Raw genomic sequence first — 14,187 nt, forward strand, 5'->3', positions numbered from 1 at the left:
CAGGACAGGCGCCCGGCCGAATCAGCCTCGCCGCAGGCTTCAGGACGCAACGGCCATCTCGCCGTGATCCGCCGATGCTCGCGCCCGGGCATCCTTGATTTCCGGCGCGTGCTCTTCCGCCCACGATCGGATCTGGCTGAGCAGCCCCGCCAGGTTCTGGCCAAGCTCAGTCAGCTCATATTCCACGCGCGGCGGAATGACCGGAAACACTTCGCGCCGGACAAGCCCGTCGCGCTCCAGCACGCGCAGCGTCTGCGTCAGCATTTTGGGCGTGATGCCTTCCATTTTGCGCGCCAGCTCGCCGTTGCGCAGCCGGCCGCGCCGCAGCGCGCAGACGGTGAGATAAACCCACTTGCTGGCCAGCATCTCGAGCACGGTGTGCGACGGGCAGGTGCGCCGGAACGCGTCGTAGCCGAGTGGGGAAGTATCGTCACTATCCATAAGGTGCCTATATATAGAAAAGGTACATACTAGACAACAGAATATTACTATCCAAATGATAGCAGCACACCAAACAGGAGGCTTCCATATGCGTGCCGTTATCCAGAATGCCGTCGGCGGACCCGACGTCCTTTTCGTCGCCGAGCAGTCCGACCCTTTGCCCAAGCCCGGCGAAGTGCTCGTCCGCGTCAAGGCGGCCGGCATCAATCCGGTCGATGGCGCCGTGCGCGGCGGCTTCTATCCGCTGCTTGGCGAGCCGCCCTTCATACTCGGCTGGGATATTTCAGGGACCGTCGCGGCGCTCGGCGCCGGCGTAACCGCCTTCAAGATCGGCGACGAGGTATTCGGCATGCCCCACTTTCCCAAGCAGGCTGGAGCCTATGCCGAGCTTGCGACGGCGCCTGTGAACGAGATTGCCGCCAAGCCTGCCGCCATCGACCACGCCCATGCCGCGGCGCTGCCACTGGCTGGTCTGACAGCCTGGCAGGGCCTCGTGCGCCATGGCCGCCTGCAAGCGGGGCAGCGCGCGCTGATCCATGCCGCCGCCGGCGGCGTCGGCCATCTGGCGGTGCAGATCGCCAAGGCGCTCGGCGCCTATATCATCGCCACCGCGAGCCCGGACAAAACGGTTTTCGTCCGCTCGATCGGCGCCGATGAGGTCATCGACTACACCAAAGGCGATTTCACCGAACAGGCCCGCAATGTCGATCTGGTGCTCGACGCAATGGGCGGCGACCATGCCGACCGGTCGCTGAAAGTGGTGCGTGACGGCGGCGTCCTGGTGTCGCTGCTCAACGTTCACGACGCCACCAGGGCGAAGGCCGGCGCGCGCGGCGTGCGCGTCGAGCGCATCTCCGTGGTGCCGGAACACGAGGGCCTTGTCGAGCTCGCCATGCTGGTCGATGCCGGTAAGCTCGTCCCGCACGTGGCCAAGGCTTTCCCGCTCGACCAGGCGGGGGTCGCCCATGCTTTCCTTGCCGCGCGGCCGATCGGCAAGGTCGTGCTGACGGTCTGAGGTTTTGCAAAAGCGAAAAGGGCGCGGTGCTCCACGCCCTTTTCGTTTTATGGCTACCAGCCTAATGCCGGTATTGCTGGATCCGCGTGGTGCGCAGCCCGGCAAGGCCGTATTCGTCGATGGATGCCTGCCAGGAGAGAAATTCTTCGGTGGTGAGCTTGTAGCGCTGGCAGGCTTCCTCAAGGCTAAGCAGGCCGCCGCGCACGGCCGCGACCACTTCCGCCTTGCGCCGGATAACCCAGCGCCGCGTGTTCGTCGGCGGCAGATCGGCGATCGTAAGAGGGCTGCCGTCGGGCCCAATAACATACTTGACTCTAGGTCTAACCAGATCGGTCATCGTACTCTCTACTAAAAACTCAAAGACCCAATCCCCGCCACAGTACCGCCACAGCTTTAAAAATTGCCTAAGCGAACCCTAATCACTAGGTAAGGATCGTGAACGCCCGGTTAGGATATCGTTTAGGATTTGAAACAACCGCGTCCAGGTGCTGATTTTGCCGGCGGACTCGTCCTGGGCCGCAAGCTGGCGCACAGATGGCGCTTGACCTATATTCCGGCCATTGGCATTGAGCGCCGCACAGTGAAAGCATCATGAACAGCCTCGATCTCCCTCGCCGTCCAGAAGAAACCCGCGTCGTCGTCGCGATGTCGGGCGGTGTCGATTCGTCCGTGGTCGCCGGTATCCTGAAGCGCGAAGGCTATGACGTCGTCGGCGTGACGCTGCAGCTTTACGACCACGGCGCGGCCACCCATCGCGCCGGCTCGTGCTGCGCCGGGCAGGACATCGACGATGCCCGCCGCGTTTCGGAAACGCTCGGCATCCCGCATTACGTGCTCGACTACGAGGAGCGCTTCCGCAAGGCGGTCATCGATCCCTTTGCCGAGAGCTATGTCGCCGGCGAGACGCCGATTCCCTGCGTTTCCTGCAACCAGACGGTGAAGTTCGCCGACCTTTTGGCGACCGCCCAGGACCTCGGCGCCGATGCGCTGGCCACCGGCCACTATATCCGTTCGCGCGCCAACGGCGCGCATCGCGCGCTCTACCGTCCCGTCGATGCCGACCGCGACCAGAGCTATTTCCTGTTCGCCACCACGCAGGCGCAGATCGACTATCTGCGCTTCCCGCTCGGCGGCTTGTCGAAGCCACAGGTTCGCGCCATCGCCGAGGAGATGGGGCTGACCGTCGCCGCCAAGCAGGACAGCCAGGACATCTGCTTCGTGCCGCAGGGCAAATATTCCGACATCATCGCCAAGCTGAAGCCGGCGGCCGCCAATCCCGGCGACATCGTCCATATCGACGGCCGCGTGCTCGGCCGCCATGAAGGCATCCTGCGCTACACGATCGGCCAGCGCCGCGGCATCGGCATCGCCTCGGGCGAGCCGCTCTATGTCGTCCATCTCGACGCCGACCGCGCGCGCGTCATCGTCGGCCCGCGCGAGGCGCTGGAGACGCACAAGATCTACCTGCGCAACACGAACTGGCTGGGCGACGGCCCGCTGTCTGACGTTCCGGCCGGCGGGATCGAGCTCTTCGCCAAGGTCCGCTCGACCAGGCCGCCGCGCCCGGCCGTACTGCATTACCGCAACGGCGTGACGTCGGTCGAGCTGGCGGATGGCGAGTCCGGCATCGCGCCCGGACAGGCCTGCGTGCTCTATTCCGATGACGGCAACGAGGCGCGGGTGTTCGGCGGCGGTTTCATCGAGCGTTCCGAGCGCGGCGCCGAGGCCGAGGCCATGCTGTCCAGGCTCGCGGCCAGACCGGCGCAGATTCCCGCCGAGTAATTTCTCAGCCCTATTACCGCGGTTCAGGACGGCTCAGACCGACGAGCCGGTGTGGATCACCGTGCCGGCGGTCAGGATGCGCAGCACCCGGATCGCTTCCTCGCCGTCGGTGCGCGGCTCGGCGCGCGTCTCGATGCAATGCATGAAATGGGTGAGCTCGCGGGTCAGCGGCATGCCTTCGCCGACCGGCACGTAAGCGGGCTCGTTGGCGGTGAACGCCCACTGGCCGCTGTCCTGCCAGACCGCGTGGCGGTAGACGGCAAGCTTGCGCTCCCAGGGCTCGACGTCGTCGAACACCGCCATCGCCTTGGTGCCGACCACCGTCAGCCGCCGCTCGCGATAGGGATTGAGGCGCGAGGCGAAGAGATGGCTGCGCAGGCCGTTCGGAAAACGCATATGCAGATGCGCGAAGTCGCTGAGATTGTCGAGGAGTGCCGCGCCCTCGCCTCTCACCTCGATCGGCTCGGTGCCGGTGATGGCCAGGATCATCGACAGATCGTGCGGCGCCAGGTCCCAGAGCGCATCGTTTTCGGTATGGAACTTGCCGAGGCCGAGCCGGTGCGAGTGGATGTAGCGCACTTCGCCCAGTTCGCCATTGTCGATCAGCGCCTTCAGCGTCTCGAAAGCCGGGTGGAAACGCAGCACATGGCCGACCATGAAGACACGGGCCTTGTCCTTAGCCGCCTTAACCGCGCGCTCGGCGTCGGCGACCGTCAGCGCGATCGGCTTTTCCACCAGCACGTCCTTGCCGCTTTCGACGGCCCGCACCGCGGTGTCGGCATGGAACTGCGGCGGCAGCGCCATGACGATGGCGTCGATGTCGTTGCGTTCGAACAGCCTGTCGGGCTCGATCGCCAGGCAGTCCTGCTCGCTGGCGAAACCTTCGGCGCGGGCGCGGTTGACGTCGGAGACGGCATGCAGCGCGCCAAGCGCCTTGAGGGTGCGGATGTGGTTGCTGCCCCAGTATCCGCAACCAAGGACGGCGATGCGCGGCTTCATTCGCTCAAACTCTAGAATTTCATGGCCGAGACATAGCGACGTGCCCCGCCGAACTCAACCCCGTGAGATAGGCTGAGTGTCTGCCCGGCAAAGCTTTTCTGGGATGAGAACCAAGCTTGCCGGATTATCCCGACATGTCGGCCGCTTCCAAGCTTGACAGGCTCACCCCGCCAACCTTATATCCGCGCGACCTTGGCGAACGCCTCGAAATATCCATCGATTGAGGATGGTTTTTCGGGCCATTTGCCGCCCTGGCGGGGTAGCTCAGTTGGTTAGAGCACGGGAATCATAATCCTGGGGTCGGGGGTTCAAGTCCCTCTCCCGCTACCATCGTTCCCCCGAAGGGAGATGCGTTGGGCAAGGTCTTCGTCGACGAGGTTCGACAGATATCCTTCGATTGAGATGTCAGGCCGCTCGCCAAGCTTGGGCGGTGACCTTGGTCGCCATGTTGCGGACGGCTGCCTTGGCTTCGTCGAACGAAGCCGGTGGCGTCGTTTGCCGCTGGAGCAATTCCAGGAAAAAGTGTGACACGGTTTTCCGTCCGCGCGGCAAGACCATTGAACATGCCGCGCTTGCCATGCGCCTAAGCCCGTTAGATCGACGCGGCTTGCCTGGCAGTTCAACGCCGGGCTCGGTAATTGGCCCTTGCTTGCCGGATGGCCGGATGAGTACGTGACTTCCTCCACCGGCCGTGACTGCCGATCTGACGATTGGCCCTAGAGCAATTCCAGGAAAAGTGTGATCGGTTTTCCGTCCGGAATTGCGTTAAATCAAAGAGATAGGGTGGTTCGCCGTTTCCGAGAAACGGTGAAACGCCCTAATGCCTGATCATCCCGGCGTCGACATTCAGCGTCTGGCCGGTGATCCAGCGGGCGTCCTCGCTCGCCAGGAACGATACGACGTCGGCGATGTGTTCGGGCTGGCCCTTGCCTTTCATCGCCTGCAGCATCTCGACGAAGCCGAACGCCTCGTTGTGCGGGCTCGCCTTGACGCCGTCGCTCTCGATCAGGCCGGGCGTGACCGCGTTGGCGGTGATGTTGTATTTGCCGAGCTCGGTGGCGAGCGCCCTGGTGAAGCCGATGACGCCGCCCTTGGCCGCGACATAGGCCGCCATGTTGGGTGTGCCGGCGAAGAAGGTGTTGGAGGCGATGCTGATCACCCGTCCTGCCTTGTTCGCCGCTCGCATCTGGTCAGTGGCCGCGCGAGTGACGATGAAGGTGCCCGTCAGGTTGACGTCGATGATCTTGCGCCAATGGTCGAGATCGACATCGTCCCAGGCGATGAACGGAACGATGCTCGCATTGTTGACCAGGATATCGACGCCCCCGGTCAGCGCCTGGATTTCGGCGAAGAGCGCCTTGACCGATACCGGATCGGAGATATCGGCGGTGACAGCCTTCGCTTTCCCGCCGATCGTTGCGGCGGCCGCCTTGGCGCCCTCGGCGTTGACGTCGCTGACGATGACGGTCGCGCCGTCGGCCGCCAGCCGCGCCGCGATCGCCTTGCCGATACCCTGTGCCGCGCCCGTCACCAGGGCCGTCTTTCCCGCAAGCCGTCCAGTCATGACATGTCTCCCTCGATCCGTGATCCGTTGATGTCCGTTCAGGCGTCGGCGTCGATGACGGCCAGCGCCGCATCGATGCCTTTGCCGATTGCCAGTTTTTGGCCGGCCGCGTTCATGGCGCCGCCAAGCGCCGTCAGCGCCGCGATCGCGTAGATCGGCTGGGCGGTCGGTCCCATATGGCCGATGCGCGTCAGCTTGCCCAGCGTTTCGCCGCGGCCCGACGAAAACACCACGCCGTAGCGGGCGCGCGCGGCCTGGCGAAGCGCCTTCTCGTCAACACCTTCGGGGGTGCGAACGGCGGTCGTGGTTGGCGACGCGATCCCGTCGCTGGCGGCCCAGATCGACAGGCCCATCGCGGTGACGCCCGCGCGCATGGCCCTGGCGGTCAGCGCATGGCGCGCCCACACCGCCTCCGGCCCCTCATTGAGATAAAGGTCGAGCGCGACGTCGAGCCCGTTGATCTCCGACACCGACGGCGTGAACGGAAACGGCCTCTCCCTCGACCAGGCATCTTCCCAGTCGACGATGCTCAGCATCGACGCCCGTGGCGCCAGCGGATTGGCCTTCATCTTGGCCCAGGCACGGTCGCTGATACCCATCATGGTGAGGCCGGGAGGAGCGCCCAGGCATTTGTTGGGGCCGGTGACATAGATATCGGCCTTGCAATCGTCTGGGTGCGTCTTCATGCCGCCAAAGGACGAGACGGCGTCGACGATGAGATAGGCGCCATGCGCCGAAACCAGCGCGCCGATGGCGTCGATCGGATTGATGGTGCCCGACGGCGTGTCGTGATGACAGACGGACACGATGGTGATCTCCGGATGCGCCTTGAGCATATCGGCGACCGCCTGCGGGTCGATCGCCTCATTGTAGGACACTTCGATCTCCAGCAGATGCGGCGAATAGCGTTTCGCCCAATAGCCGAACCCCTTGCCATAGACACCCGAGGCAAGGTTGAGCACGACGTCGTGGGGCGCGATCAGCGACGCCGCCGCGGCCTCGAGGCCCAGCACCGGCTCGCCATGCAGGATGACCGGTTTGTTCGACAGCCGCATCGCCTTCTGCGCCTTGTCGGCCACCTTCTCGTAGAAGAGCTGGAACGCCGGGTCGTAGTCGTAAAGCACGGTGCGGCCGAGGCCACGCAGTACTTCGGCATAGGCGTTGACCGGCCCGGCGGTCAGGGTAATGACCGGATCGGCGTGTTCGGGGTAGCGCATCATCTTGTCTCCGGATTGGCGGCGTTCAGCCGTAGAACTGAGTGCCGGTCCTGTAGGTCTTGAAGTTGTCCATGTCGTGCGAGTACATCAGCTCGGCGCCGTGGTCCTCGGCCAGCTTCTTCACCTTGCGCATCGAATTGACGCCCGCCACCGGGTCGATGTGGAAGGCCGCCTGGCACAGCGTTTCAAGGCTCTTCTGGGTATACGCTGCGTCGATCGTGAACATGATCGGCTTGCGCTTGGGGAACTCGACCAGCAGGCTGTAGTGGCCGATCGAATGACCGGGGGTCGAGATCAGCTTGACACCCTTGGCGAGATCGACGTCGCCCTCGATGCCCTCGAAGGTCGAGTTGGCGCGCGTCGTGCCTTGCAGCAGCTGCGCGGTCGCGCCACGCGCCTCGGCCGCCTCCGCCGAAAAGCTCAGGTCGGAATAGCCGAGATGCTCGAAAGGCTGCGGATTGCAGGCCTGCGGCACTTCCGTGCGGTGGCAGATCTTCTTGGCATGCGGAAAATACTTGTTGCCGCCGCAATGGTCGAAATGGAAATGCGAGTTGACGACGACGTCGATGTCCTTGGGCTCGAGCCCGAGAAGGCCAAGCGCGCCGGGGATGGTCTGGTGCTTTTCCTGGATCGGTTTTTCGAAGGGCAGCACCTTCATCACGTGATCGTAGTCGTAGCCGGTGTCGATGAGGAACCGGCCCTCGGCATGCTCGATCAGGATCGAATAGACCGGAAAGCGCACTTCGCCGCCGGGGCCGCGGTTCCAGAACACGTGATAGCCGTCGAGAACGAGCGAACCGCCGTCGAGCAGGTAGACCTTGGTATCCGACATTGTTGCCTCCTGTTTGGCGCGGGTCCCTTCCGCGCGTGAATTGTGGTCAGCGCGCGCCGCGCTCGTATGGAATGCCGAGTGCCGCCGGCAGGCTGGCGCGCCGGCCGAACAGCACCAGCATTATCATCACCGCCAGGAACGGCAGCATCTGGATGACGTCGGTCGGGATGTTGATGCCGGCCACCTGCATGGCCGTCGTCAGCGACAGGCAGACGCCAAACAGCAAGGCACCGAACAGCACCCAGATAGGGCGGCCGCGCGCCAGCATGGCCAGAACGATGCCGAGGAAGCCGGCGCCATTGGTGATGAACGGAATGAACAGGCCCGCCCCGACATTGGCGAGGTAGGCGCCGCCGAGCCCGGCCAGCGCGCCGGTCGTCAGCACCGCGATGGTCCGGGTCTTGATGACGTCGATACCGGCGACGTCGAGCGCGGCTGGCTTGTCGCCGGCGGCCTGCAGATTGAGGCCGAGCTGCGTGCGCCGGTAGAGGTAGCTCATGCCGAACACCAGCGCGACCGCCAGATAAACGATCAGATGATGCTTAAAGAAGGCTGCCCCGATGACGGGAATATCCGACAGCAGCGGAATGACGGTCGCGTCCGCCGCCGGCAGGCGGGGATAGCTGCGCGAGAACTGGAAATGATGAAGCAGCGCCGTCAGGCCTTCGAGACCGAGCGTCAGCGCGATGCCGATGATGATCTGGTTCAGCCCGATGCGCACGCAAAGCAGCGCCATGATCAGCGCCACGGCGACGCCCCCGGCCGCACCGGTGAGGAAACCCAGCCAGAGCGACCCGGAATAGAAGGCGCCGACAAAGCCCAGATAGGCGCCGGCCAGCATCATGCCTTCGATGCCGATGTTGAGCACGCCGGCCTTTTCCGACATTTGCTCGCCGAGGCCGGCAAGCAGCAGCGGGATGGCCGCGGTGACGGCGCCGAACAGCAGCGCGCTGAGAAAGACTTCGCTGAACAGCCCGGTCATGCCTCAGGCCTTTCTCGACTGGTTGTAGCGATGGTCGATATATTCGGCGAGCGCGAGCACGATCAGCACGATGGAGACCAGCACCAGCGTGAAATGATTGGGCACGCCAAGCCGCCGCGCCGCGCTCTCGCCGCCGATCGACAGCACCGAGAGCAGGAACACGAAACCGATGGCCGCGAAGCCGTTCATGCGGGCGAGAAACACCGCTGGAATGACCGCCAGCCCATAGGCGGGGTTCCAGTCGGCACGGACATTGCCCTGGACGCCGATGATGTCGACGGCGCCGGCAAGGCCCGCAAGCCCGGCCGAAATGGCAAAGACGGCGATGGTCAGGCCAGGAACGCCGAGCCCAGCATGGACCGCCGCGCGCGGATTGGCGCCGACGATGCGCAGCTTCAGCCCAAACGCCGTTCGCGTCATGACGAGATGCACGATGACGATCGCCGCCAGGCCGAGCAGCAGGCCGCTGGTGACGGTCGTATCGAACAGGCGCGGCAGCCGGTCTTCCACCGGCAGGGTACGGGTCTGCGGCACGGTCGTGGCCGGATCGCGAAACACGAGCTTGACCAGAACATTGGCGAGCGAGGTGCCGAGGAACGTCATCATCAGCGTGGTGATGATCTCGTTGACGCCCTGATAGGCGCGCAGCAGCGCCGGCACTAGCGACCAGATCATTGCCACCACCATGGCGATCAGGAACGAGCAGATGAGCGCCGGCCACGCCGGCAGGATCTCCACCAACATCGGAGCGCTGGCGGCGGCCGTGACGGCGCCGAGCAGGAACTGGCCGTCGCCGCCGAGGTTCCACATGCCGGCGCGAAAGGCCACGATCAGGCCGGCGGCGAGGAACAGCAGCGGCGCCATGCGTGTCAGCGTCTGCTGGATGCCGAGCGGCGAGAACAGGCCCTTTTCCAGCACATAGCCGTAATAGGCGAGCGGATCGACGCCGACGGCAAGCAGGATGAAGCCGGCGATGACGAGTGCGGCAAGGATGGGCCCGAGCGTCATCAGCAACCGGTGCAGGATGTCGCGGCGGGTCGCGGCGCCGCTCGTGGCATCGAGCGCGGTGGCGCTGGCTGTTGGTGCGCTGTCGATGCTCATGCGGCAAGTCCGATCATCAGGCGGCCGATCCTGGTGCGGGCGTCGTCGGTGTTCTCGACGGTGCCGACGACCGCTCCGTTGGCGATGACGGCGACGCGGTCGCACATAACAAGCAATTCCTCGAGGTCGGTGGAGATCAAGAGCACGGCAAGGCCGCGGGCCGCCGTATCGCGGATGCGCTGGCGCGACGCCAATGTGTTGGCGAGATCGAGCCCATAGGTCGGCTTGTTGAAAATCACCACCTTCGCGCCTTCGGCGAGTTCGCGTGCCAGAAGCACCTTCTGGATGTTGCCGCCGGAGAGCCGCGCGACCGGCGTCTTCAGGCTCGGCGTGCGCACGTCATATTCGCGCACGAGCTCGGCGGCGTGCCTGTCGATCTCAGCGCGCTGCTCGACGCCGCTGCGCCAGAACGGCGCCGCGCCGACCTGCTTGAGGAAGAAATTGATGGAGACCGGGAAGGTGCCGACCGTGCCCTCGCCCAAACGGTCGTCGGTCAGGTAGCGAAGGCCGCGCTTGCGGCGTTCGCCGACACTCAGCGCATCGATGGCGGTGCCCTCCAGCCGTACCGAACCGCGGGTCGCGGCGCGCTGGCCGGCCAAGGCCTCGGCCAGCTGCTTCTGGCCGTTGCCGTCGATGCCGGCGATGCCAAGGATCTCGCCCGGGCGGATGTCGAAGGAAATCGACGACAGGCCCGGCGCGTTTTCGGTCGGCGCGACCGAAAGATCGGCGACCTGGAGCAGCGGCACGGCGTCGGCGCGAATAGTTCGGGTGGGGCGCTGGGCAGCTTCGGGATCGTCTTTCTGCTTGCCGAACATCAGTTCCACGATTTCGGAAATGATCTCCTGCTCGCCGAGCGCGCGAAAACGTTCGGGCGGAATCTCACCGACCTTGCGGCCGAGCTTCAGCACCGAGATGCGATCGCCGAAGGCCGCCGCCTCCTTGAGTTTGTGAGTGATGAAGACGATCGCCAGGCCTTGTTCGACAAGGCGGCGCATCAGCGCGCCGAGTTCCTCGATGCCTTTCGGCGTCAGCATCGAGGTGGATTCATCGAGGATCAACAACCGGCTGTTGCGCACCATGGCGCGCAGGATCTCGACCTGCTGCTGCTCGCCGAGCGAAAGCTCCGACACCTTGGCATGCAGCTTGACGGTGATGCCGAGACTGCTGGTGATCTCGGCGACACGCGTCTCGAGCTCCTCGCTCCTGGGGCGCTGCCACCAGGGTCCGCCGAGCAGCAGGTTTTCCGCCACCGTCAGCGTCGGCACCAGCATCATGTGCTGGAACACGGTGCCGATGCCCAACGCCAGCGCATGGCGCGGCGAAGTGATCGGCGTCGGTTTGCCGTCGACCAGTATGCGTCCCTCATCCGGTTGCTGCAGCCCCGACAGCATGCCGATCAAGGTGGATTTTCCCGCGCCATTCTCGCCGAGCAGCACATGCACCTCGCCGGGGCGGATCGACAGATCGACGCTGTCATTGGCGACGATGCCGGGAAACCGTTTGGTCACGCCCTCAAGCGCGACGATGTCGCGTCCGGCAACGGACGATGAAGAAGAACCGCTCATGAAAGCCCAACACCAAAAAATGGTAATCGGCCGGAGAGGTGAACGGATCACCCCTCCGGCAGTTGACCGTGATCGCCTTACTGGGCGACGCTGGTCATCAGTGCCCTGACGGCGGCCGCGTCATAGACCGGATCGACCTTGATCTTGCCGGAAATGACGTCTTCGCGCAGCGCCTGGATTTCGGACCAGACATTGTCGGGAACGGCGGCGGTTTTCAGCAGCTTCACCGAGTCGTCCTTGAGGCCGATCGTATAGTGCTTGGTGCCGAATGTGTCGGCCTTCAGATCGGCGATCATCGCCGCGTAGACCGGCTCGATGTTCCACACCACCGACGACAGCAGGAAGCCCTTGTCGATCGGCGACTTGTCGCCGATGACGTCGATGAAATAGACCTTGCCGCCGTCGGCCGCCTTGGTCGTCTCGACCGCCTGCAGCATGCCGAAGCTCGAACCGTTGCCCTGTCCGAAGATGATGTCGGCGCCCGACGCGATCACGCTTTCGGTGACGCGCTTGCCGCCGGCCGCATCGCTGTAGGCGGCGGGTCCGATCACCGCGTAGGTGATCTTGACGTCCGGGTTCTCGGCCTTCACGCCTTGCGCGAACGCGGCCGACTGCGAGTTCCATGACGGAGGCTCGCCCGACACGACGATGCCGACCGACTTCGAGCGCGACATCTTGGCGGCAAGACGGCCGGCGAGATAGGCGCCCTGGTGACCGCTCAGCGTGTAGTCGGCAACGAGACCCTTCTCCAGGCCGTTCGGCGTATCGACGATCGCCACCGGAACCTTCAATTCCTTGGCGATTTCAGGCGCCGAGGTGTTGTAGCCGCTGGCGTGGGCGATCAGCAGGCTGGCGCCGTCCGAGGCGAGTTCCCGCAGTGTCGGACGTACATCGCCATAGCCGAGGCCCTGGGCCACGACCACTTCGACGCCGGCGGCCTTGCCCGCCGCCTTCGCGGCATCGATGCCTTGCTGGTTCCAGCCATAATCGGTGCCTTCTTCGGGCGTCAGGATGGCGATTGACTTGACTTCGCCAGCAAGCGCGCTTCCCAACAAGACACCACTGAGTATAATTGCACTTACACTGCTCTTCAGAAGCTTAAACATGTTACCCTCTTCGTTTGATTTACCAATCAATATTTTTATTGTTATTGCGCTGAAGCGAGATAGACTGCCTGATAAAATTGACCCCTAGGAGATCAGGCAAAGTGAATATCCGTTATGTCCTCCCCGTGATGCTGGCGTTCACATCCTTCGCCAACGCGGTTGAGTTGCACCATGTCATCGTCCGCAAGGGCACCGACGGGCTCGACATGGTGCCGTTGACGATTTCGAATGCCGGCAAGGAAAGGCTGTCCTGCAATGCCGACTTCGCCCACTGGTATTCGGCCGGGATCGCGACGGTCGAGCCGGGCAAGAGCGCCCGCCTCGAACTCTGGTTCGACCCCAAGACGGGCACGTTCACGATCCTCAACGACAAGCGCGAGAACCTGCCCGTCGAGCGGCTGTGGTGCGGCCTGTCGGGCCGCGCATATGCCACCCGCGCGCAGATCACGCTCGACCGCACCGACGCTGCGAAGGGCGGGCGCACCGTATCCTGCATGATGGGGCAGGACGGTCTGGTCTGCCGGTAATCGTCCATCGACCCTACCTGCCCCAACACCGCGGGCCTCCTACTTCGTCGCCAGGAACGTGTCGGTGAAGACGTCGTCCGCCGACAGGGCCGCCTTGAGCACGCCCTGATCGGTGAGCGTCTTCAGCGTCTCCTCCCACTGCGTCTTCGTCATCCAGCCGAGGCCGTGTTCCTTGGTGTCGGGGCTGGTGAAGGTCGACGCGATATCGGCGTTGATCTGCGCCAGCAGCACATCCTTCTTGTCGGCGTAACCGGGTGCGGCCTTGGCGGTGATCTCGGCGGCCTCTTCGGGGTGGGCCACGACATAGTCGAAGGCTTCCCTGTAAGCCTTGACGAAGCGGGCGACGACATCCGGCTTGTCCTTGATCATCGTCTGCGAGGTGAACAGGCCAGAGCCATAGGCCTTCCAGCCATGGTCCGAGCCCATCATGATGCTGAGCGAGCCGGGACCGCCGGCCTTGGCCTCCAGTTCGGGAACCTCGGCGTCGACATAGCCGACCACCGTTTGGACGCGACCCAGAAGCAGGTAGCTTTCATAGGGCGGCGAGACGCTGTTCAGCGTCATGTCCTTCTCCGTCAGGCCGTTGGCCGCCAGGAAGCCCTTGAAGAAGATGTAGGTCGAACCGGCGGGATGAATGCCGATGGTGAGACCCTTGAGATCGGCCGGCTTGGCGAGCTTCACCGTCTTGGCCAGCGAGATGATCGCCAGCGGCGAGTGCTGGTTGACCGCGGCCAGCGCCACGACCGGGACATTCTGCGACCGCGCGACGGTGAGCGTTGGAAGATCGCCGAAACCGAAATCCGCGTTCCCGTTGCCCACCAGCCGCATGGCGTCGGGCGAGCCGGAGCCCTTGCGGATCTCGGCGACGTCGATGTCGTTCTTGGCGAAGAAGCCCTTTTCCTTGCCAACGAAGAACATGGCGTGGTTGCCGCGCACCACCCAGTCGAGCTGGACGTTGACCTTGTCCGCCGCCAGGGCCGCGCTCGAGAAGCCGAGTGTTCCGACACACGCCGCAAGCGCGGCTGCCTTGATGAGTGAGCGTCTGAGCATTTTTGT

General features: G+C 64.2%; 14 protein-coding genes and 1 tRNA gene. 4 read left to right on the forward strand and 11 right to left on the reverse strand.

Annotation, left to right across the window (positions count from 1 at the left end; genetic code table 11):
* Positions 1-39: 39 nt before the first annotated feature.
* Positions 40-441, reverse strand: a complete 402-nt coding sequence (locus KVT37_RS09315) for a helix-turn-helix domain-containing protein (protein WP_217571993.1) — start codon at positions 439-441, stop codon at positions 40-42.
* A gap of 88 nt (positions 442-529) precedes the next feature.
* Here KVT37_RS09315 and KVT37_RS09320 point away from each other — a divergent pair, with 88 nt between their 5' ends.
* Positions 530-1,456 (forward strand): NADP-dependent oxidoreductase, encoded by a 927-nt coding sequence (locus tag KVT37_RS09320; RefSeq protein ID WP_217571995.1) that lies wholly within the window; start codon positions 530-532, stop codon positions 1,454-1,456.
* A 61-nt stretch (positions 1,457-1,517) separates the two neighbouring features.
* Here KVT37_RS09320 and KVT37_RS09325 read toward each other — a convergent pair whose 3' ends face one another.
* Complete coding sequence (locus KVT37_RS09325; RefSeq protein ID WP_006203587.1) at positions 1,518-1,793, reverse strand: DUF1153 domain-containing protein; 276 nt, start codon at positions 1,791-1,793, stop codon at positions 1,518-1,520.
* A gap of 254 nt (positions 1,794-2,047) precedes the next feature.
* Between KVT37_RS09325 and mnmA the strand changes: the two genes are divergently transcribed.
* A complete protein-coding gene (mnmA, locus tag KVT37_RS09330; RefSeq protein ID WP_217571997.1) occupies positions 2,048-3,238 on the forward strand; it encodes a tRNA 2-thiouridine(34) synthase MnmA in 1,191 nt (396 codons plus the stop codon).
* 33 nt (positions 3,239-3,271) lie between these two features.
* On the opposite strand, the gene KVT37_RS09335 is transcribed toward mnmA, so the two are convergent.
* Positions 3,272-4,237 (reverse strand): Gfo/Idh/MocA family protein, encoded by a 966-nt coding sequence (locus KVT37_RS09335; RefSeq protein ID WP_217571999.1) that lies wholly within the window; start codon positions 4,235-4,237, stop codon positions 3,272-3,274.
* Positions 4,238-4,490: 253 nt separating this feature from the next.
* On the opposite strand from KVT37_RS09335, the gene KVT37_RS09340 reads away from it, so the two are divergent.
* A tRNA-Met gene (locus tag KVT37_RS09340) sits at positions 4,491-4,567 on the forward strand.
* Positions 4,568-5,054: 487 nt separating this feature from the next.
* On the opposite strand, the gene KVT37_RS09345 is transcribed toward KVT37_RS09340, so the two are convergent.
* The 7 genes from KVT37_RS09345 to KVT37_RS09375 form a co-directional block, all read right to left on the reverse strand.
* Positions 5,055-5,801, reverse strand: a complete 747-nt coding sequence (locus KVT37_RS09345; RefSeq protein WP_217572001.1) for an SDR family NAD(P)-dependent oxidoreductase — start codon at positions 5,799-5,801, stop codon at positions 5,055-5,057.
* A 38-nt stretch (positions 5,802-5,839) separates the two neighbouring features.
* Positions 5,840-7,018 carry a pyridoxamine--pyruvate transaminase gene (gene ppaT / locus KVT37_RS09350; protein WP_217572551.1) on the reverse strand — a complete coding sequence of 393 codons (1,179 nt, stop codon included), beginning with the start codon at positions 7,016-7,018 and terminating at the stop codon, positions 5,840-5,842.
* A 25-nt stretch (positions 7,019-7,043) separates the two neighbouring features.
* On the reverse strand, positions 7,044-7,850 hold the full coding sequence (locus KVT37_RS09355) for a 4-pyridoxolactonase (RefSeq protein WP_217572003.1): 807 nt from the start codon (positions 7,848-7,850) through the stop codon (positions 7,044-7,046).
* A 46-nt stretch (positions 7,851-7,896) separates the two neighbouring features.
* On the reverse strand, positions 7,897-8,832 hold the full coding sequence (locus tag KVT37_RS09360) for an ABC transporter permease (protein WP_217572005.1): 936 nt from the start codon (positions 8,830-8,832) through the stop codon (positions 7,897-7,899).
* A gap of 3 nt (positions 8,833-8,835) precedes the next feature.
* The gene (locus tag KVT37_RS09365; protein ID WP_217572007.1) at positions 8,836-9,933 is read right to left on the reverse strand and encodes an ABC transporter permease; all 1,098 of its coding nucleotides are present in this window, start codon (positions 9,931-9,933) and stop codon (positions 8,836-8,838) included.
* Positions 9,930-11,498, reverse strand: coding sequence for an ABC transporter ATP-binding protein (locus KVT37_RS09370; protein WP_217572009.1), 1,569 nt, complete (start codon positions 11,496-11,498; stop codon positions 9,930-9,932). Before KVT37_RS09370 ends, KVT37_RS09365 begins: the two co-directional genes overlap by 4 nt.
* A 77-nt stretch (positions 11,499-11,575) precedes the next feature.
* Positions 11,576-12,604 (reverse strand): BMP family protein, encoded by a 1,029-nt coding sequence (locus tag KVT37_RS09375; RefSeq protein ID WP_217572011.1) that lies wholly within the window; start codon positions 12,602-12,604, stop codon positions 11,576-11,578.
* Positions 12,605-12,705: 101 nt separating this feature from the next.
* Here KVT37_RS09375 and KVT37_RS09380 point away from each other — a divergent pair, with 101 nt between their 5' ends.
* A complete protein-coding gene (locus tag KVT37_RS09380) occupies positions 12,706-13,131 on the forward strand; it encodes a hypothetical protein (protein ID WP_217572013.1) in 426 nt (141 codons plus the stop codon).
* A 39-nt stretch (positions 13,132-13,170) separates the two neighbouring features.
* Here KVT37_RS09380 and KVT37_RS09385 read toward each other — a convergent pair whose 3' ends face one another.
* Positions 13,171-14,181: an ABC transporter substrate-binding protein gene (locus KVT37_RS09385; protein ID WP_217572015.1), complete on the reverse strand. Its 1,011-nt coding sequence runs from the start codon at positions 14,179-14,181 to the stop codon at positions 13,171-13,173.
* Positions 14,182-14,187 lie beyond the last annotated feature (6 nt).

It is taken from the genome of Mesorhizobium sp. GbtcB19, from assembly GCF_019091085.1.
Taxonomy (GTDB): Bacteria; Pseudomonadota; Alphaproteobacteria; order Rhizobiales; family Rhizobiaceae; genus Mesorhizobium.